This window comes from Alteromonas sp. ISO5 (assembly GCF_058105165.1).
The window spans coordinates 1,221,676-1,240,092 of record NZ_CM176572.1 but is presented as its reverse complement, the minus strand read 5'-3'; the positions used below and the strand labels follow the sequence as shown (position 1 = coordinate 1,240,092).

Below are 18,417 nucleotides of genomic sequence, written 5' to 3'. Positions count from 1 at the left end.
GCGCTTACAATTGAAGGCGGATTTATGATGGTATTATTTTGCAAGAGGTGGCCGTGCGCTGACGGAAATAACTGCGTTAGGTGCGTAAATGTAAGATGAGTAAAGGTTTTTCAATCAATAGAGTGCTCGGTGATCCGAATTTTACAATTGGGGTGGCCACTTCGTCGTTTCAGATCGAAGGAGCCTGTGAATTGCGGGAGCCTTGTATCTGGGACACCTTTTGCCAGGTACCCGGTGCAGTAAAAGATAACTCCGACGGCCGGACAGCCTGCGATCATTATCATTTATGGCAGCAGGATATTGCGCTAATTGATGAACTGGGTTTTGATGCTTACCGGTTTTCCATTTGTTGGCCAAGGGTAATTGGTGCTGACGGCAGTGTGAACCAGCAAGGGTTGTCTTTTTACCTTCAAATACTTGATGAACTACAAAGGCGCGGCCTCAAGGCCTACGTGACGCTGTATCACTGGGAGTTGCCGCAATTTCTGGAAGATCAGGGCGGCTGGCTTAACCGCGCTACAGCCTATGCATTTGCCGAATACAGCCGTATTGTAGCTACCGCCTTTGGCGGGAAAGTAAGTGCTTATACCACTCTTAATGAACCTTATTGCAGTGCATTTTTAGGTTATGAAACAGGTGTGCATGCACCGGGTAAAATCGGCAAGCAGTACGGTAAAAAAGCGGCTCATCACCTTCTTCTTGCACATGGACTCGCCATGCAGGTGCTCAATGATGTCTGCCCGGATATTCCCAGTGGCCTAGTACTCAACTTTACCACTTATTATCCGGCTACTGACAGCGAGGCTGATAAGCAGGCCGCATTGCTGGCCAAAGCCCATTTTAGCGACTGGTACGTGAGTCCTGCGTTAACGGCGCAATACCCGCCGCTGCTAGACACTTTACCCGAAACAGAAAAGCCGTTAATCGAGCCAGATGACATGGCGATAATTGCCACGCCCATGGCATATCTCGGGGTAAATTATTATACACGGGCACTGGTTCAGGCTAGTTCCGGAGGGCATTTTGAGATCCTGCCGCCGGATGAAAACGTACCTGTCACTGCAATGAACTGGGAAATTTATCCGCAAGGGTTGTGTGATTTATTGCTTCAGCTTCATAATGAATATGATTTGCCGCCACTTTTTATTACCGAAAATGGTATGGCCGAAGATGACGTGATACTAGACGGTCAGGTGCACGATAAAGTGCGGATGGATTATTTGCAGGAGCACATGCAGGCTGTCGCCGAAGCAAAGGAAAAAGGCGTGGATATCAGAGGCTATTTTGTGTGGAGTTTGTTGGATAATTTCGAATGGGCGGAAGGGTATCTTAAGCGGTTTGGCATTGTGCACGTGGATTTTGCAACCCAACAACGGCTACCTAAACAAAGTGCCCTGAAACTCAGTGAATGGCTTAAACAACGCCGCTAAACTCCATAGCTGTCTGGACATTTAATGATTAGTGTAAAAGAAAAAGTTGCATACGGGCTTGGCGATACAGCAAGTAACTTTGTCTTTCAAACGGTCATTTTGTTTCTCACTTTCTATTACACCGATGTGGTAGGACTCAATCCGGCAACCGTTGGTAGTATCTTTTTACTGGTACGACTAATCGATGCGGTAACCGATCCTCTGATGGGCTCCCTGGCGGACAAAACCCGCACCCGTTGGGGCGCTTACCGGCCATATTTACTATGGATGGCCCTGCCATTTGCGCTTATCAGCGTACTGGCTTTTAGCACTCCCGATACTGATTACAACGGCAAACTGACTTACGCTATCGCCAGCTATGTGTTGTTAATGTTGATGTATACCGCAATTAATATCCCTTATTCCGCGTTAGGCGGTGTGATTACTGCGAGCCCGCTTGAACGAGTGTCGGTGCAATCTTATCGCTTTGTGTTTGCTATGTTTGGTGGATTAATTGTGTCGCTTTGTACGCTGCCAATGGTGCGTTGGTTTGGTGCTGGCGATGATGCGCGCGGCTATCAGCTCACTATGCTGACCATGGGAGTGGTAGGTATGGTGTTATTTCTTTTGTGTTTCGCAGGCACTAAGGAAAGAGTGCTACCGGCCGCTGGGCCGCCATCACCGGTACGGGAGCAGTTGAAGGCCGTATGGTATAACGACCAGTGCCGTATTTTGTGTATTATCAGCATGGTATTACTTACCGGCATAGTATTGCGCTATGCGTTGGCAATTTACTACGTAAAATATGTACTGCAACGTCCCGACGATGTCACGCTGTTTGTCTCGCTGGCGATGGTTGGCGGCATTCTGGGCGCAGCATCGGCTCATCCATTCACTCGTCGCTGTGATAAAGTATTGTTATATAAAATATTACAGCTTTCTTGTGCGGGGTTGTGTATTGTAAATTACTTTTTGCCTGCGTCCATGTGGGAGGGGGCGTTGGTGATTCACTTCTTATGGGGATTTGTGCTGCAAACGACCTCACCATTACTCTGGTCGAAGATGGGTGATGTGACGGATTATGGTGAATTACAAACCGGAACACGATTAACCGCAATGACCTTTTCTACCATAGTGTTCTTTATTAAGTTAGGCATAGCCCTTGGCAGTGCACTGGCGGGTTGGGCGCTGGCCTATTATGGCTATGAAGCCAATACTATCGATGAACGGGTAAGTCATGGCATTACCTTGTCCTTTTGTTTAATACCTGCGGCTATGTCTGTAGTGGTAGTGTTGTTGATGCGCTGGTATAAACTGGACAGTCAGCGAGTGGACGACATCCACAACGCCCTTAAAACTGCACGCCAACCCCAGCGGAAAAACGTATAGCGAAGTTAATATGGTCACAATAAAACAAGTTAGTGAGAAAGCCGGTGTATCATCTGCCACCGTCTCCAGGGTTATCAACAACACCGGTACGGTAAAAGAGAAAACCCGCGAGCTGGTTATGGCGGCGATGGCGGAGCTTGGTTACCGACATAATGTTGTGGCAGCCTCTCTGGCATCAAATAAAACCCATACTATTGGCTATGTTGTGCCGGAACTGCATGGATCTTTCTTTGGTGCGATGATGGGCGGTACTGAACAGGCCTTAAGGCAGGCTAAGAAGCACATGTTGATCGCTACTGGTCACTCCGACGCACAAATTGAAAAAGAACAAATCGATGCCCTGCTCAGTCGCCGTTGCGATGCCTTGATTTTGCACGTGGAGGCCGTTAGCGATGAGTACCTGGTGAATCTGGTTAACCAGGGCGTGGAACTGGTGGTGGTGAACCGGTTTATTGAAGAGATTGGCGACAACTGCATTAGTCTCGACAACATAAAAGGCGGGTATCTTGCTTCTCGCCACCTCCTCGACATTGGCCACACGCAAATTGCCTACATTGCCGGTTCGCTGTTTAAAGCCGACGCTAAAAACCGTTTAACCGGTCATCAACGGGCCCTTGCAGACATGGGGGTTGAATATACTGACAACCTTACCTATGAGGGTAACTTCCAGGCCAAATCCGGTACTGAGGGAATTCGAGCACTGATTGCCCGCGGTGCAAAGTTTACTGCAGTGGCCTGTGCAAACGATGAAATGGCCTCCGGCGCAATGATCGCGCTGCGGGAGCTTGGGCGCAGAGTACCGGAAGATGTTTCGGTGATCGGGTTTGATAACGTGGATTTTGCCAGTTATCTTTCACCGGGGTTAACGACCATTGATTATCCGGTACAAAAAATCGGTAGTATGGCGGCCCATTGGGTACTCGGGCGAGTGTATGGCCATACCCGCCACGAATACCACCATATACTCAGCCCGCGACTTATCCTAAGAGGTACAACAAGCAGCCCTGAGTAGTAAATAACTGGATTATTTACCACCAGCTTATAGAATCACGCTATACCACTACTAAAAGTAGGGTTTTTGGTTATGTTTAGGAGACGTTGTTTTGTTTGTATTTCGCACTACTTTTGATCGAGCTCAGAGAAAAGCCTCTGATTTACAAAAAGAAAATTCACAGTTTGCGACACAGGTTGCTGCTTTGGAAGAAGAAAATCAGCACCTTCGGCGGCAATTGGCTGAAGCAGAAAATCAAGAGTCTGATATGCCCGGCCTGACTGACAGCATGCTTGATTCGTTAAATCAGGTAGAGGGGATCCGCGAGACAGTACTCTCTTCATTTAAGGATATCAGTGCGCAAGCCGATAAAATCACCGAGAATCACCGCCTGTTCACCGAATCCAGCGAGTCATTAAAGCAAATCGTAAGCGATATGAGTGGCCTGAATACGATGATGTCGGCCATGAGTGACAGCATCGAAGGCCTTTCCGAAACGGCTGATAACATTAATAAGTTTGTAACTACGATCACCAGTATTTCTGATCAAACCAACCTGCTGGCACTCAATGCTGCCATTGAAGCTGCTCGCGCGGGAGATGCAGGACGCGGATTTAGTGTGGTGGCTGATGAAGTACGCTCATTGGCTAATGAAACAAATCAATCGGCAAGTGAAGTGTCTGAGCTGGTAAAAAGTATCATCCAATCCACTCAGGTGGCGGTGTCGTCTGTAGGGGAATTGCAGACCAATAACGGCAAGTTAGCCGACGGTATTAGTTCACTTCACAGTAATTACAACGGCATGGTTGAACATTGCGATGTAATGGAGAACACCATACGCTCTGCCAGCCTGCAAACCTTTATTCAAACCGTTAAGCTCGATCACGTAGTGTGGAAATCTGAGGTTTATGCTGTACTGACCGGACGTTCTTCCAAGTCAGAACATGACTTTGCCGACCATATGAACTGCCGCCTGGGTAAATGGTATAGCACTAACGCTAATTCAGACATGGCTAAACTGGATGCTTTCAAGCGCCTGGACAGGCCTCATGAGGCAGTGCATAAAACGGGGGTTAATGCTATTAAGGCACACGTTACGGGTCACCATGTTGAATGTGAACAGTTGCTCAGAGAAATGGAAGCTGCCAGCCAGGAGGTAACCACCTTACTGGATAATATTTCGCACACCGCAAAACCCTGACCGTTCGCCCGAGGCAGCTCGCAAGGAGCCGCTTTTTTTATTATCATGTTGTGCTGTTTTCAGTCTGCCGTTCGACTTTCGCCACTTGTTTAGTGTTGATTGTGTATTTATGGTCTATTTTAAATGATAGAAGTTGTTGGGTTCCTTGCATTCGTTACTATATCTTCACAAAGGGGCGTCCCAACTATTGGTCGTCAGGAGCGAGAAGGGAGCTTCATAATCGATGCGTAATAACCAGCCAATCACACAAAAAGAATATAAGTTTCCTAAGCACTACCGGCTGATTTCATCTACAGACAAGCGCGGCATTATTACCTACTGTAATGACGCTTTTGTGGAAGTGAGTGGTTTTGACAGGGAAGAACTGATCAACAAGAACCACAACCTAGTGCGCCATCCGGATATGCCGGAAGGCGTTTTCAAAGAAATGTGGCAAACCCTGCAGGCCGGCCGGATCTGGATGGGTCTGGTGAAAAACCGGCGTAAAAATGGTGACCATTACTGGGTCTCTGCGTTTGTTACACCAGTTTACGAGAATAACGAAATAGTTGGCTATGAGTCGGTCAGGATACCCGCTCTCGATCATGAAATTACCCGCGCCACTGCTCGCTATGAGCGGATTCGCAATGGTCAGTCTGCGGCCAGGGCGAGCGAAATTTACCTCTACAGGCTCAAAGAGCTGAGTGTGTTTTGGGGGGCGGGCATTCCGCTGCTTATTTTTCTTGGCTTATTCGCCGGGTGGGTGCCTACAGTGGTGACAGCTGCAGTGCTTATCGTGATGGCGGTTTGGCAGCATTCTTTAAGTGAAAGGCGTTGGGAAGAGTTAATCAGCCTGAGCCCGGATTCCTATGACAGCGCACTGGTCTCGCAAACCTATTTTGATGACTTTGGTGCATCGGCCAGAGCCAAGCTGGTGCTTGGGTGTGAACTTGCCCGTAGTCGTACAGCGTTAACCCGTATAAAAGACGCCGCTTCGTCGCTGGGGCATATAGCTACCACTACTCATGAACAGGCAGCAATTACGTCTACCGCAGTGGTACAACAAAATCAGGCGACCCAACAAATTGCGTCTGCAGTCACCCAGATGTCTCAGTCTATTCAGGAAGTGGCAGAACGAGTGGAGCAAAATGCCGATACCGCCCGCTCAGCGGCAAGAAACGTAGAAACTGGTAACCAGACTGCGCAATCTGCGGCAGCTGCAATCGATGAGTTAAAAGGCGTAGTGGAAACCATTTCCGCTACGGTGACAGAACTCGACCAAAGCACCAGTGATATTGGTGAAGCGGCAAGCATTATCTCTTCGATTGCTGAGCAGACAAACTTGCTGGCGCTCAATGCCGCAATTGAAGCTGCCCGGGCCGGTGAGCAAGGGCGTGGTTTTGCCGTGGTTGCTGACGAAGTGAGGGCTCTGGCGTCTAAAACCCGGGAATCAACAGATCGCATTCACAGTATTATTCAGGTACTGGCCACGCGTAGTGAGCGGGCTGTTAAGGTGTCTAAAAACGGGCTGGAGTCAGCAGAACGAGGTGCGGGTATTGTACAGGATACCCGTCAGGCGCTGTCAGATATTAATGTTGCGGTGCAAGGTATCTCAGAAATGACCATTGAAATGTCGGCAGCAGTAGAAGAGCAAAGTGCTGTAGCAGAGCATATCAATCAGCAAATTGTTGATATTGCCGATGGGGCTGCCGATACCCAGCGTAGTTCAGAACGTTCACTGGAAGCGAGTGATCATCTGCATACCACCATCGCCGAGGTTAATGGCGTTATTAAGCGATTCAATATTGAAAAGGAAGTTGGCGACAAATAGCGCCACCAGGCTCTGTTACCATCGCTGAGTCTGGCAGCCTTGCTACAACATTCCAACGGCGTTTACGACCCTAGCCGTTGGCTTTTAGCTTTACCACTTCAGCGCTCTCGCTGGATAACAGCGTATCTGCATCGGTGCCTTTAAGCAGCTTAGCCAGGTTGTCTTTGTTCTTGGCCAGCATGACTGATAGCTCTTCAGCAACTGCTTCATCAAGCTTTATCCCTTTCGCCTCAATGTAAACAGCCAGGTTATCGGCCACATCGAGCATTTTATCGTATTGATCTGCTGCTTTTTTATCGGTAGTAACCAACTTTTCTACCCCTTTATGAGAGACCACATATTGTGTTGTGATAGCCATTGTGTAACTCCGTTGTTGTGAAATTCCTTGTCACTGTATCGCAGTTTACTGTATAAATAAACAGTATTTTTAAACAAGTGGTAAAGTTAAATGCTTCAGGTTATACCCGTTGCGGCGCAAGCTGGTATCAGTGGTTTCGAATCGCCGGCGGCTGAATATAAACAGCTGGCACTGGATCTCGATGAGCTACTTATAGAACATCCTACTGCTACGTTTATTGGTCAGGCTCAGGGCGACTCTATGACAGGCGTAGGCATATTCGACGGTGATCTGCTGATTGTCGATCGTGCGGCGCATCCCACTTCACTGGATGTGATAGTGGCCAATTTAAACGGTAACTTTGTTTGTAAACTCTACGATCGTAAAGCACAGGTGCTGTTATCTCCAGGCCTTGATCACAAGCCCTATGCACTGGGTGACGGTGATTTGTTTGAGGTGGAAGGGATAGTGGTGCGTTCTGTGCGTATGCATCGTTATGTCAGATGGTTAAGCCAATGTATGCGTTAGTCGATGCCAATAGCTTTTACGCATCGGCCGAAAAAGTATTCGACCCAGCCATTCGCCAGCGACCGGTTGTTGTTCTGACTAACAACGACGGCTGTATTTGTGCCCTCTGCGAGCACGCAAAGCAACTGGGCGTCAAAAAATTTGGCCCCTACTATAAGGTAAAAAAACTGCTGGCGCAGCACAATGCCGTGATACGGTCTTCTAACTATGAACTTTACGATTACTTGTCGAATAAGATGATGCAGGTAGTGGGGCAGTACGCTCCAGACCAGCATATCTATTCCATAGACGAGTGCTTCTTATTTTTTGATACCTGGCGGCCTGCTGAAAACTGGCGTGTATATGCTAAGCGCATACAGGATGATGTGTGGCAGCAGCTAAGATTGCCGGTAGGCGTTGGCTTAGGCGCAACGCCCACTCTGGCTAAGGTTGCCAGCTTTGCAGGGAAGAAGCTTGGTGATAAGTCTGGCATTGCCGTGCTCGATACGCCGGAAGCTCGTCGCGATGTGCTGTTTCAAATGGATGTACAGGATGTTTGGGGCGTGGGTAAACGTATCGCCGCCAGGCTGCGCGAGCAAGGCATTTTAAACGCCTGGCAGCTGGCACAATCCGACCCTAAAGCGCTGCGTAAGCAGTTTTCAGTGGAATTGGAAAGAACAGTAAGAGAGCTTAACGGCACCGTTTGTATCGAGTGGGATCAGGAACGGGCCAAAAAGCAGCAAATTTACTCAACGCGCGCGTTCGGGCAACCGGTTACCAGTGAACAGTTTTTGCGTGAAAGCCTTTGCTGGCATGCTGAAAAAGTGGCTGAAAAATTACGTCGCCAGCAAAGTAAAACCTTGCTACTCACCCTATTTACGCATGCCAATCCCTTTGCTGATACAGAGCAATACCACAAGGCTATTCAGCATCGCTTTGCGCAGCCAACTAACGATACCAGAGCGTTGGTTCAGGCTGCGTCTAATGCCAGTAATGTGCTTTATAAAGCCAATATCAGGTTACATAAGTGCGGCGTTGGCGCGATAGAGATCCTCGAAACTGCCCATGAGCAGAGCGACATGTTTGCCGAGCTGGCCCACAACCCAAAACTCATGCAGTGCATGGATGCAATAAACAGCCGCTACGGCAGTCAGACAATCGGTGCCGCCGCAAAAGGAATACATCCGGAATGGGGAATGAAAAGAGGACACCTGTCACCCCAATACACCACTAACTGGCGGCATTTGCCTAAGGTTGAGTGTAAATACTAACAATTAAAGTATCGTAGTTATTAGCTGCGATACTGCTAAGTTTTTTTAAAACTTGTTCAGTTATTGATCTTAACTTGTAGTAGCCTTATATATAGTCTATAAGTGATAGTTAGTATTGACTTTCATTCTTAAGCGTGTCTTTAATTACTGATACAAGTTTACTTGTAAGTTTAAATCAGTATAATTTGTGCGCTTTATTAATCATATCCACGAAATTATAAAAAAGGATGCTATAAATGACTACTATTATAGGGCTAAGTCTCTTAGTCCTTGCGGTCGGTATATTGGCGTTTGGTATACAAGTATTGTTCCACGACAAAGACGAATTTGCCAGAAATCACGAACTAACAGGTTCAGTGGCAAATGCTATTAGCGGTGAACTTAGCAAAGATAGCTCGAAAGTAGCCGACAGAGTTTCGCGGGGTTTTGTTCGTGATATAAGAAATAATGAGCTTGTACCTTGTAGCCAAGTGTCTAAAGAGGGTATTAGGGGCTAAGAAAACTACTAACCTCAAATGGCCCTCAAGGATAGCAGTGACTGATGGAATATTTAGGGTGGATCCCCAATCTGAGGGGCCGATTGTCATTTACAACTATTGGTACTAGTACAAAGCCGTATCCTGTTGATAATTGCGAGAATCATAAGTTTAAGGTAATAATTCAAGATCGTTTCCTCAACGACAGCGCCTTGCCTCGATTTATCAGACTTTGTTTGTTCAGCCGTAAAACACCTCTTAGGTGGTTAATTTTTTTACCTCTTAATTGGTTGGCCAATAAGGCAGTTTCTCTATTCAAAATTGACGTTAATAGTGACTCAAATAACGTAATTAGCCGCATTGTTGTGGGCTTAGCTAATGGTATATTAGCAAGGCTACTTTTTCTCGATGGTGACTTTACGTTTATCTATTGGCAAAACCGCTTAAGTGACTTTTCTGACTCAGAAAAGGTAACAGGAACTGTATGTGTATTTGAAAGATTTAATAATTCTTACAAGAAAAGCATCATAAGAAGGTTAAAAAAAAATGGAGACAGTCAAAAGGTAAAGGATGAATTGCTAAACAAAAAGTTGTTTAAATATGACTTCGAAATTCAAAGAAACGGAATTCTAAAGCTGACAAACAGGGAGATAATTGAAATCGCGCCAAGTGAATTAACCCATGTTCGTCCAGATAAAGGCTTCAAAAAATCGTATTTCGAAAGCATCAGTGCAGATCAGATTTACTATTTCCTAAAAGATTTAACGCATCAACATCAACATCATGACTCTAAGACTGATTCTCTTATTCCCCTCGTACCTTATAATCAGACTTCAGAAATCGATGACTTTAGAGCTTTAACGGATAAAGTTTTAAGATCTCTCTATCGAGTTATCCATAAAAATCGTAGAAAAGAATACTTAAATGATTACTATTCAATTAAGGGGATTATGGCTTATATAAAGAGTTTTAAAAATATTATGAGAGCCATGGGAAATAACATCCTTGATGAGAAACGGTTTTCTGAAGTAGGAGATGAGTACATCCTAGAATCACTCAGCATAAAAACCGATGAAATCAAAAATAAACTAGAACGAATACATGGATTGAGATCGATCCTACCATCGTTGATTTCTGTTGGATTATCAGCAGTGGCTGTGCTTCTTTCATTTAGTTCAGTGCTTATAATTAGCAGCAGGTCAGCAAGAAGTAGTGCTGCAAGTGACCCGGAATTTAACGACCTTTATGAAAAAAATCTTATTTTCATAAAATTCTTCTTAACTCACCCTCTTTTTGTTGCTATATCCGTAATTTCCCCTTTATTACTACTTTACCTTTTGACTAGCCAATCATTTCGTCATAGTAAACTTCGTTTAGACTTGATGAGAATAGTTTATGGTTTTAAGAACAAGAATATTGTCGGCCTATCTTTGATTTCTTTGTCTATTCTGTTGATATTTAAGGCAGTTCAAATTTTGGGTTTATAATAGAGTTTTTATTATTAAAAAAGTGGTTTCAATAAAGCTGATATATATCGTTGCGATAATGAGAACTCATACCAAACTCGATTTTGCTATATGAATTACTGAAGCATTGGGCAGAATTCGATAATGCTTAAATTTGTTATTGAGAAATTTAGCCGTGTTTACATCACATATGATCTAGATGCAAAGTCTGAGTTGCAGAGAATTATGTTGCAGCTTAGCTTGAAGGATGATGATGATCACATGGCGGTAGGGCTAAATGAACCAGGTAAAGATTGTATAGAGGGACTTTTACCTCAAAAAGTACTATCCAATGTATACGGGAAAAATACTGACATCGTTATGAAATTGTCAATTGCAGACGCAAAAGTTAGGAAAGCTGCAAAAAGCGAGATTAAAACTAAGCTTCTAGAAGAGTTTAAGGCGACTAAGGATATTTCTGCATCCGACCTAAAAAACTTCAAATCTGTCTTTGCTAACATTAATAAAGCATTTAGTTCATGATTGCGAACGCTGCTTTGTACCGGTCATGCGGTGCTAAGCTGCGTTTAATGTATGGTAATTAAACGAAAGCTTTGTTTATTCAGTACGTTACCCATGTCATTAATTGCGCGAGAGCTGGAGTTAAACTAGGTGAGCTGGATTTCCGCTATTGCGCAGTTTTGCAAGTAGATAGTTTGAGATTACCTTTTGATTGACTAAAGACGTCAACCACTATTCGGCGTAAGCGTAATGTCTGTCAGCTAATGGGACTGCCACTAGGCTATATTGCTAGTACAGCTGTAAACTTCCCTTTAAAACTTGGCGAATGGCTCAATGTCTTGAAGCATACAAGTGTAGTATATGTACTCATTGAGGTTTTACTATGTCAACCATACTTATTACCGGTGCTAACCGTGGGATTGGTCTGGCGCTTGTGCAGGCCTACCTGCATCGCGGCGACAGTGTTATAGGCGTCTGTCGTAATTCATCTGAGGCACTACAGCGAAGTGGCGCTGAGGTGATTGAAAAGGTGGATGTCAGCCAGCAGGATGATCTGGAGAAATTGCAGAGTCAGCTGGACGGCAGGACCATCGACGTGCTGATCAATAATGCGGGCATCATGCGCAAAAACAGCCTAGACAACCTGGATTTTGAACAAATCAAGGAACAGTTTGAGGTAAATGCTGTTGGTCCGTTGCGAGTTGTCGCCACCTTAAAAGCAAACCTGAAAAAAGGCAGTAAAGTTGCTTTTATCACCAGTCGGATGGGCTCAATCGCCGATAATGACTCTGGTGGCAGTTACGGTTATCGCATGTCAAAAACGGCGCTTAATGCGGCTGGAAAGTCGCTGGCCGTTGATCTCAATAAACAAGGGATAGCCGTGGCGTTGTTGCATCCGGGCTGGGTGAATACTGAAATGGTAAACTTTAACGGGCTCATCGAACCTCAGGAGTCGGCGGCGGGCCTGGTTGCACGCATAGATGAACTAACCTGCGAAAACTCCGGTGGGTTCTGGCATAGCAACGGTGATGAATTACCCTGGTAGCTAGCAGTGAAACGCCGGGTAAAGCCGGCGACGGACTAGTTACTTTTCTGGCGGCAATGAAACGTGGATCTTACCGGTTTTATAATCCATGGTAAGCAGGAAGTGCTGGAATAAGCCGTAGCCGATAATGCCGACGATGCGTTTACCTTTAATGCGGCTGCGGGTTTCAGAAAACTGGCTTTCCAGGTTGGTGGTCTCACCCGGTGCGGGAAAACTCACTTTTACATCGGCAATTTCGAAAGGGCCAAGTCGCACGGTGTCGGCAGTTGCAACGTCCTGGACACCGGTACTGTTAACCCCTGCCGAAGACGCTGAACCTTCAATTTTGTCCAGCAACCCCGCTTGCGATGCAAAGCGACGCTCCATAAAAATGCCACTGGAACTGCCGGTATCGACTAAAAACCAGAAGTCTTCTCCGTTAATACCTATCTGGGCTATGGGCATGCCGTTGCCGCGATTGTCCATGGATCTTACATTTGATGCTTCGCTCATATCCACGCTATCGCGGGTGAGTAAGCGTATTTTCTTTTCGGGGTAGTTAATCTGAATAATAAACGGATTGAAAAACGCTGCGCCCAATAACATGCCACTGGTATGGTGGCCCAGGTTAAATTCAACCACCTTGTCCAGCTCAAATTCAGAACCAAACAAACCTACCTTAACATTGTTATAAGTGGTTCGCTCCTCTACATCGTGAACGCCCTTAATCCGCATTTTAGCGCCGGTCGATAAGTCCAGATTGTGTTTACCCACAAACGCCTTATTGATGGCGTGCACCTGAGAGCCAGAGTCCAGCAGTGCATGAGTGTCGATACCTTCAACCGTAATGGGTAAGTAGACGTGGCCATTGTGCAGAGTGAAATCAACCCATTCGGAAACGGCGGCAAAAGCGCGTAGGGGAGCAAGTAGTAGAACCAGCAAGAAAGTATACTTCATTGAATTTCCTTATTATATTAATTAATCCTTTAACAACGAAGAAAAATATACCCTACATAAGGATGAGAAGTCGAGCGATCTGTGAGCAGTAAAATAGCGTCAGGTTTAAAGCCTGTTAGCGTAATAATCGCGCCGGATAGTTTGAAAAGCGCCGCTGGCGACGCCGTTAGCAATAATTGCCTCGAGTTCGGCTTTGCGTGCATAGAGCCACGAGTGATTGCTGATGGCAATGAACTGCTGATAACGCTGTGGCGGCTGGTAAACAGCTTGCGTAATGTTAATAGTGTAGCCGAGCTGCTTAAGGCGTAATTCGGTGCTCTGCGTTACATGCAAAAAGCCATCTATGCGTCCTTTAAGCAGCATATCGATTTTTTGCTCCAACGAACGAGCCGAAACAATATGCTCTGTGGGAATTTCTCTTAATATGGCATCGCTGTTGGCGCGTCGGGTCAGGCTGAGTAAATGCGTGCGCATATCATCGGCATCAGTAAACAGGGTCTCATTGCCTGCGAGCACAAAGAGGCCAATAGTCATGTTATCGTAGGCGGGCTTGAGTAGGATGGTATGGCTACCAATGGGGGCGGAGCCGGACACTCCAACCATCATATCGATACTGCCGTCATCCAGCTCTATCAGCCGCCGGGCATAGGGCATGTGGGCGATGTCTGCCTCTACATTAAGCTGCTCACTGATATATTTAATAAAATGTGCGTGCAGGCCATTGGGAAAGCTATCGGATACTGCCGATTTAAGTTGGTTTGCTGCGTGAGTATTAACGGATAACAACAGTAGCAATAACAACCACCGATACCTCATAACTACTACTGTCTCCCCGTGACTCAGTTACAGAGCGGCTTGCCCCACCACTCACCGTCTTCCACATATTTAACCACCAGGCCATCATGAATCAATAGGGCATGTGTGTTAAATCCGGTGTCTTTACCAACCATGTTGCGGTAATTGAGGGTTGCACAAACAAGATAGCCGTAATACACATTATCAAGCTCATTCCCCAGCCAGTAACGTTTGGGCTTTTCTATTTTGCCGTATTCAACAGAATCAGGGTGAGTGAGGTGATAGCCATAGTAGGTTTTTACGATATTTTCGTAATCATCAGGGTAGGCGCCGTAGTCAGCATTACTGATTTCCTGTTCGGAGGGGAGGGACGTACATCCGGATAATATACCAGCAGAAATAACAGCTAACGCAGCAAGCAATTTTTTCATATACATTCATCTCCTCTTTGTTTTCAAACCAGGGCTTCAGAGCGCAAAGGATACCATATCCTCACATTATCTCGTTACGACAATTAGATATTGAAACGTGCCTGAGCGCTATATATTGCGACGAAACTGTTATTGTACAAGCCCGGTAACGCTACTTTTGACTGATAAGGTTTTGTTAAAAAAAGTGGTAAAAATACTACTGTTCAGAGAAAATAAAATCCAACTTCTCTGAAAGAAGCCCGGAATAATGAAAAAAATAACCGCGATCATAAAATCATTGCGCATCGAAGAAGTACGTCAGGCCCTGGCTGACACAGGTATAAACGGTTTAATAGTTAGTGAAGTAAAAAGGTTGAAAGGGCCACAGTGAGTTATTCCGTGGTGACGAGTATCAAATTGACTATGTACCCAAAACATAAATGGAGCTGGTCGTCGCCGACGAAAACGCAGAACGCGTTTGTGAGGCGATTATCCAGAGTGCCAGGACCGGCAAGATAGGCGACGGAAAATTATTTATAACAGATGTCGAAAAGGTTATCCGAATAAGAACATCAGAAACAAAATCCGACGCAATTGAATACAACACATTTGAGAATCAACAGGACACACTTATGCGAAACTGGCTTATTGGCCTGGCATTTATGCCGGGCTTTGTATTGGCTGAATCCGGTGCAGATACCGGCGATACCGCCTGGATATTAACCGCTACAGCTTTGGTTTTATTTATGACCCTGCCCGGTTTGTCGTTTTTCTACGGCGGCCTGGTGCGCAGCAAAAACGTACTTTCGGTTTTAATGCAATGTTTTGCGATTGCCTGTGGCGCATCTTTGATTTGGCTGATAGCCGGTTATAGCCTGGCCTTTGGCGAAGGTAACGCCTTTATTGGCGATTTCTCAAAGATGTTTTTAGTTAACACGGATAAGTCCTCGTTATCCGGTACGCTTCCTGAACCGCTGTTTTTCATGTTCCAGATGACATTTGCCATCATCACACCCGCACTGATGGTGGGTGGATTTGCTGAGCGTATGAAGTTTTCATCTGTGCTAGTGTTTTCTCTGGCCTGGCTGGTGCTGGTATACGTGCCCGTATGTCACTGGGTATGGGGCGGCGGTTGGCTGGCGCAAATTGGTTTACTGGACTTTGCCGGTGGCACGGTGGTGCATATCACTGCCGGCGTAGGTGCTTTGGTGGCAGCTATGTACATCAAAAACCGCCACGGCTACGGCAGCGCTTCTATGATCCCGCATAACCTGACCATGACAGTGGGCGGAGCCGGTATGCTTTGGGTTGGCTGGTTTGGCTTTAACGGTGGTAGCGCGGTGGCGGCCAATGGTGATGCTGCTATGGCGATGTTGGTGACGCATGTCTCAGCGGCAGCAGGTTCACTGGCGTGGATGACGATTGAATGGGTAAAATACGGTAAACCATCGGTGCTGGGTATCGTTACCGGCATGGTGGCAGGGCTGGGAACCATTACCCCGGCGTCAGGTTATGTTGGTCCGGCCGCAGCACTGGTGATCGGACTTACAGCCGGTTGCGTTTGTTTTTATTTCACCAACCTAATCAAACAGAAATGGAAAATTGATGATTCGCTGGACGTGTTCCCGGTTCACGGTATCGGCGGTATTCTCGGCACTTTCCTGGCGGGTATCTTTTGCTCTCCCGATCTGGGCATTTTCAGCGGTTACGGATTCGGTGGCGAGAACGCGTCTATCGGCGAGCAACTGGGCGTACAGATGGTCGGTATTTTTGCCACGTTTGTCTATACCGCTGTGGTAAGCCTGGTGTTGCTCAAGCTGGTCGACATGCTTACTAAAGGTATCCGGGTGACTGCAGAGCAGGAACAGCAGGGACTTGATATCAGCAGCCACGAAGAGCGCGGATACAACCTCTGATTTGCTTACAGGGCTGTTTAAACAGCCCTGCTAATGTTGTTACATAACACTAAAGTATAATGTCGCTTTTTTTTACAAATCGACATTTCACAGAATTACGCAAAAAGCCCTCAATACAAAAAATTGGCACTTATTCAATTAATTAATAGTAAATCTTACGATCTGGCCCCTTCTTTGCTAACAAAGCGCTAAGTGTGTTTGATTTTTAATCATGCTTAATATACTGCAAATAAAAACGTAGAGATTTCGCAGTACTACGGACGTTTATTAAAGAAGGACTTTTACATGAAAGCGAAGAAACTGTTTGCTGGCGGTCTCGCCGGTGTACTGTTGGCATCAGCATCTGCTGCCAACGCAACCATTCTAACTGTATTTGATGGCATTACTGACGGCGTGGCCGATTTCGACGGTACCGTAACGGGTGCCGGTGGTACTGTTGGTGTTGATATCTGGGATACTATCTTATCAGGTGCTTCAATCGACCGTGGTGACTATATTATCACCCAAAACGATGGCGGCTTTGCATCCGGTACAACCTATGGTTCATTAACTGGTACTGCAATTGGTATCGACCCGGCGGGGGGCGGTTCAATTCCTCGTACGAATCCAATGGACTATTTTAGTAGCGGCATTACCTTCACCTTCGATAGCGCGGTAAATGCTGTTGGCTTTGAAGTAGGCGACTGGGCTACCTGCTGTACTGACCCGACTACAGATCTTTTCATCTCGTTTGATGGTGGCGCGCCAATTTTAGTCGCATCGGCATCAACAAATGCTGAAGGGCTTTTCCCGTCGCAGGATAATCCGTCTAGTGATGTATTTGAAATATTCGTAGCGGCATTTGACGATAGTGATGAGTTTACCCAAGTGTCGTTCTGGGGTAATGGTATCGGTGAGTATCTGGTTGCCGGTGGTCAGGTTCGTTATGCATTATTAGATCAAGACAGCCTTCCTCCAACAACACCAGCTTCAGCGCCAGCCTCGCTGTTACTGATTATTGGTGGTTCTCTGCTCGCGGCTCGCCGCCGTCGTAGTGCATAATTAGTGACGACTTGTTCGTACGCAAAAGGCTTGCCTATGCAGGCCTTTTTTATGCGCGTAATAAATTAAGTAGTGCAGCTGTTGTAAAATTGTTGTTAAACTACGTTTTTTTATTACAACGCAAAACGGGCGAAATATCATGATGAAACTAAACAGGATCATGCTGGCCGGATATTTAAGTATGGCAGCAACCGGGCAGGTGTTAGCAGCGCCAACCGAAGTGATTAAAGCCAGTTCGCCCATTGTCATTGATGGTAAAGCGGATGAAGCGGCCTGGGATAATGCAAAATGGCATTCTCTTAAGCATCTCATGGTTGGCACAATGCCGATCCCGGCGGATTTCAGTGGCCGCTTTAAAATGCTGTGGGACGAAGAACAGCTGTATTTGCAGGTAGAAATCATTGATGATGTACTGGTAGACAGCCACCCTGATCCGCTATTGACCTACTGGGATGACGACTGTCTGGAGATTTTTATTGATGCCGACGCGTCAGGTGGTAATCACCTGAAATCTTACAACGCATTTGCCTACCATATCGCACTGGATGGCAATGTAGTGGATATCGGCCCAACGAGTAATGGTGGTCAGGAATTTGTCTTACTGAATGATCACGTAACCAGCCGGTGGACCCGCGAAGACACGGCACCTTATCAAATAACCTGGGAAGTAAGCTTCCGGGTATATCCGGACACCTTCCATCATAACCAGCCGGTACCGCCGCAGAGCCTTTCAGCTGAGCAGGTACTTGGATTTATGCTGGCTTATTGCGACAATGACGGCAGTGAAGAGCGTGAGCATTTCGTTGGTTCCCATGAAATTGAACCGGTAAATGGCGATCGTAACCTCGGCTTTATTGATGCTTCCGTGTTCGGTAAGATCAAACTGGTTGAATAATATCCTGGGCCAAAACTTCAG

Annotated in this window: 18 protein-coding genes and 1 pseudogene; 15 read left to right on the top strand and 4 right to left on the bottom strand. The window is 46.2% G+C overall.

Annotation, left to right across the window (positions count from 1 at the left end):
- Positions 1 to 95: 95 nt before the first annotated feature.
- From AC2T0J_RS05610 to AC2T0J_RS05590, 5 genes are all read left to right on the top strand, one after another.
- On the top strand, positions 96 to 1,430 hold the full coding sequence (locus AC2T0J_RS05610) for a GH1 family beta-glucosidase (RefSeq protein WP_489809166.1): 1,335 nt from the start codon (positions 96 to 98) through the stop codon (positions 1,428 to 1,430).
- Positions 1,431 to 1,454: 24 nt separating this feature from the next.
- A complete protein-coding gene (locus AC2T0J_RS05605; RefSeq protein WP_489809165.1) occupies positions 1,455 to 2,798 on the top strand; it encodes a glycoside-pentoside-hexuronide (GPH):cation symporter in 1,344 nt (447 codons plus the stop codon).
- Between the two features lie 10 nt (positions 2,799 to 2,808).
- Positions 2,809 to 3,810, top strand: coding sequence for a LacI family DNA-binding transcriptional regulator (locus tag AC2T0J_RS05600; protein ID WP_489809164.1), 1,002 nt, complete (start codon positions 2,809 to 2,811; stop codon positions 3,808 to 3,810).
- Between the two features lie 91 nt (positions 3,811 to 3,901).
- A complete protein-coding gene (locus AC2T0J_RS05595) occupies positions 3,902 to 4,990 on the top strand; it encodes a methyl-accepting chemotaxis protein (RefSeq protein ID WP_489809163.1) in 1,089 nt (362 codons plus the stop codon).
- A gap of 223 nt (positions 4,991 to 5,213) precedes the next feature.
- Positions 5,214 to 6,800 (top strand): methyl-accepting chemotaxis protein, encoded by a 1,587-nt coding sequence (locus AC2T0J_RS05590; protein ID WP_489809162.1) that lies wholly within the window; start codon positions 5,214 to 5,216, stop codon positions 6,798 to 6,800.
- A 70-nt stretch (positions 6,801 to 6,870) separates the two neighbouring features.
- On the opposite strand, the gene AC2T0J_RS05585 is transcribed toward AC2T0J_RS05590, so the two are convergent.
- The gene (locus AC2T0J_RS05585; protein ID WP_489809161.1) at positions 6,871 to 7,158 is read right to left on the bottom strand and encodes a YebG family protein; all 288 of its coding nucleotides are present in this window, start codon (positions 7,156 to 7,158) and stop codon (positions 6,871 to 6,873) included.
- A 90-nt stretch (positions 7,159 to 7,248) separates the two neighbouring features.
- Between AC2T0J_RS05585 and AC2T0J_RS05580 the strand changes: the two genes are divergently transcribed.
- From AC2T0J_RS05580 to AC2T0J_RS05555, 6 genes are all read left to right on the top strand, one after another.
- Entirely contained in the window at positions 7,249 to 7,665 is a 417-nt protein-coding gene (locus tag AC2T0J_RS05580) for a S24 family peptidase (protein ID WP_105936919.1), read from the top strand.
- Positions 7,653 to 8,915: a Y-family DNA polymerase gene (locus AC2T0J_RS05575; RefSeq protein WP_489809160.1), complete on the top strand. Its 1,263-nt coding sequence runs from the start codon at positions 7,653 to 7,655 to the stop codon at positions 8,913 to 8,915. The genes AC2T0J_RS05580 and AC2T0J_RS05575 overlap by 13 nt, the downstream gene beginning before the upstream one ends.
- Positions 8,916 to 9,151: 236 nt before the next feature.
- On the top strand, positions 9,152 to 9,412 hold the full coding sequence (locus AC2T0J_RS05570) for a hypothetical protein (protein WP_489809159.1): 261 nt from the start codon (positions 9,152 to 9,154) through the stop codon (positions 9,410 to 9,412).
- Between the two features lie 83 nt (positions 9,413 to 9,495).
- A complete protein-coding gene (locus tag AC2T0J_RS05565; RefSeq protein ID WP_489809158.1) occupies positions 9,496 to 10,878 on the top strand; it encodes a hypothetical protein in 1,383 nt (460 codons plus the stop codon).
- A gap of 123 nt (positions 10,879 to 11,001) precedes the next feature.
- On the top strand, positions 11,002 to 11,379 hold the full coding sequence (locus tag AC2T0J_RS05560; RefSeq protein ID WP_489809157.1) for a hypothetical protein: 378 nt from the start codon (positions 11,002 to 11,004) through the stop codon (positions 11,377 to 11,379).
- A 361-nt stretch (positions 11,380 to 11,740) separates the two neighbouring features.
- Entirely contained in the window at positions 11,741 to 12,403 is a 663-nt protein-coding gene (locus AC2T0J_RS05555) for an SDR family oxidoreductase (protein WP_489809156.1), read from the top strand.
- Positions 12,404 to 12,442: 39 nt separating this feature from the next.
- Here AC2T0J_RS05555 and AC2T0J_RS05550 read toward each other — a convergent pair whose 3' ends face one another.
- The 3 genes from AC2T0J_RS05550 to AC2T0J_RS05540 all read right to left on the bottom strand — a co-directional run bounded on the left by AC2T0J_RS05550 (position 12,443) and on the right by AC2T0J_RS05540 (position 14,565).
- Positions 12,443 to 13,339 carry a pepsin/retropepsin-like aspartic protease family protein gene (locus AC2T0J_RS05550; protein WP_489809155.1) on the bottom strand — a complete coding sequence of 299 codons (897 nt, stop codon included), beginning with the start codon at positions 13,337 to 13,339 and terminating at the stop codon, positions 12,443 to 12,445.
- A gap of 105 nt (positions 13,340 to 13,444) precedes the next feature.
- On the bottom strand, positions 13,445 to 14,155 hold the full coding sequence (locus AC2T0J_RS05545) for a substrate-binding periplasmic protein (protein ID WP_489809154.1): 711 nt from the start codon (positions 14,153 to 14,155) through the stop codon (positions 13,445 to 13,447).
- 23 nt (positions 14,156 to 14,178) lie between these two features.
- Entirely contained in the window at positions 14,179 to 14,565 is a 387-nt protein-coding gene (locus tag AC2T0J_RS05540; protein ID WP_489809153.1) for a hypothetical protein, read from the bottom strand.
- A gap of 247 nt (positions 14,566 to 14,812) precedes the next feature.
- On the opposite strand from AC2T0J_RS05540, the pseudogene AC2T0J_RS05535 reads away from it, so the two are divergent.
- The 4 genes and pseudogenes from AC2T0J_RS05535 to AC2T0J_RS05520 all read left to right on the top strand — a co-directional run.
- Positions 14,813 to 15,140 (top strand): annotated as a pseudogene (locus AC2T0J_RS05535) (P-II family nitrogen regulator); the annotation flags it as partial.
- Positions 15,141 to 15,206: 66 nt separating this feature from the next.
- Entirely contained in the window at positions 15,207 to 16,460 is a 1,254-nt protein-coding gene (locus tag AC2T0J_RS05530; protein WP_489810439.1) for an ammonium transporter, read from the top strand.
- Between the two features lie 285 nt (positions 16,461 to 16,745).
- Entirely contained in the window at positions 16,746 to 17,501 is a 756-nt protein-coding gene (locus AC2T0J_RS05525) for a hypothetical protein (protein ID WP_489809152.1), read from the top strand.
- 142 nt (positions 17,502 to 17,643) lie between these two features.
- On the top strand, positions 17,644 to 18,396 hold the full coding sequence (locus tag AC2T0J_RS05520) for a sugar-binding protein (RefSeq protein WP_489810438.1): 753 nt from the start codon (positions 17,644 to 17,646) through the stop codon (positions 18,394 to 18,396).
- Positions 18,397 to 18,417 lie beyond the last annotated feature (21 nt).

Bases quoted from the DNA above. Each gene is read 5' to 3' on its own strand.
- AC2T0J_RS05610 (WP_489809166.1), top strand. From the start codon at position 96: ATGAGTAAAGGTTTTTCAATCAATAGAGTGCTCGGTGATCCGAATTTT.
- AC2T0J_RS05605 (WP_489809165.1), top strand. From the start codon at position 1,455: ATGATTAGTGTAAAAGAAAAAGTTGCATACGGGCTTGGCGATACAGCA.
- AC2T0J_RS05600 (WP_489809164.1), top strand. From the start codon at position 2,809: ATGGTCACAATAAAACAAGTTAGTGAGAAAGCCGGTGTATCATCTGCC.
- AC2T0J_RS05590 (WP_489809162.1), top strand. From the start codon at position 5,214: ATGCGTAATAACCAGCCAATCACACAAAAAGAATATAAGTTTCCTAAG.
- AC2T0J_RS05585 (WP_489809161.1), bottom strand. From the start codon at position 7,158: ATGGCTATCACAACACAATATGTGGTCTCTCATAAAGGGGTAGAAAAG.
- AC2T0J_RS05580 (WP_105936919.1), top strand. From the start codon at position 7,249: ATGCTTCAGGTTATACCCGTTGCGGCGCAAGCTGGTATCAGTGGTTTC.
- AC2T0J_RS05575 (WP_489809160.1), top strand. From the start codon at position 7,653: ATGTATGCGTTAGTCGATGCCAATAGCTTTTACGCATCGGCCGAAAAA.
- AC2T0J_RS05570 (WP_489809159.1), top strand. From the start codon at position 9,152: ATGACTACTATTATAGGGCTAAGTCTCTTAGTCCTTGCGGTCGGTATA.
- AC2T0J_RS05560 (WP_489809157.1), top strand. From the start codon at position 11,002: ATGCTTAAATTTGTTATTGAGAAATTTAGCCGTGTTTACATCACATAT.
- AC2T0J_RS05555 (WP_489809156.1), top strand. From the start codon at position 11,741: ATGTCAACCATACTTATTACCGGTGCTAACCGTGGGATTGGTCTGGCG.
- AC2T0J_RS05550 (WP_489809155.1), bottom strand. From the start codon at position 13,339: ATGAAGTATACTTTCTTGCTGGTTCTACTACTTGCTCCCCTACGCGCT.
- AC2T0J_RS05545 (WP_489809154.1), bottom strand. From the start codon at position 14,155: ATGAGGTATCGGTGGTTGTTATTGCTACTGTTGTTATCCGTTAATACT.
- AC2T0J_RS05540 (WP_489809153.1), bottom strand. From the start codon at position 14,565: ATGAAAAAATTGCTTGCTGCGTTAGCTGTTATTTCTGCTGGTATATTA.
- AC2T0J_RS05530 (WP_489810439.1), top strand. From the start codon at position 15,207: ATGCCGGGCTTTGTATTGGCTGAATCCGGTGCAGATACCGGCGATACC.
- AC2T0J_RS05525 (WP_489809152.1), top strand. From the start codon at position 16,746: ATGAAAGCGAAGAAACTGTTTGCTGGCGGTCTCGCCGGTGTACTGTTG.
- AC2T0J_RS05520 (WP_489810438.1), top strand. From the start codon at position 17,644: ATGAAACTAAACAGGATCATGCTGGCCGGATATTTAAGTATGGCAGCA.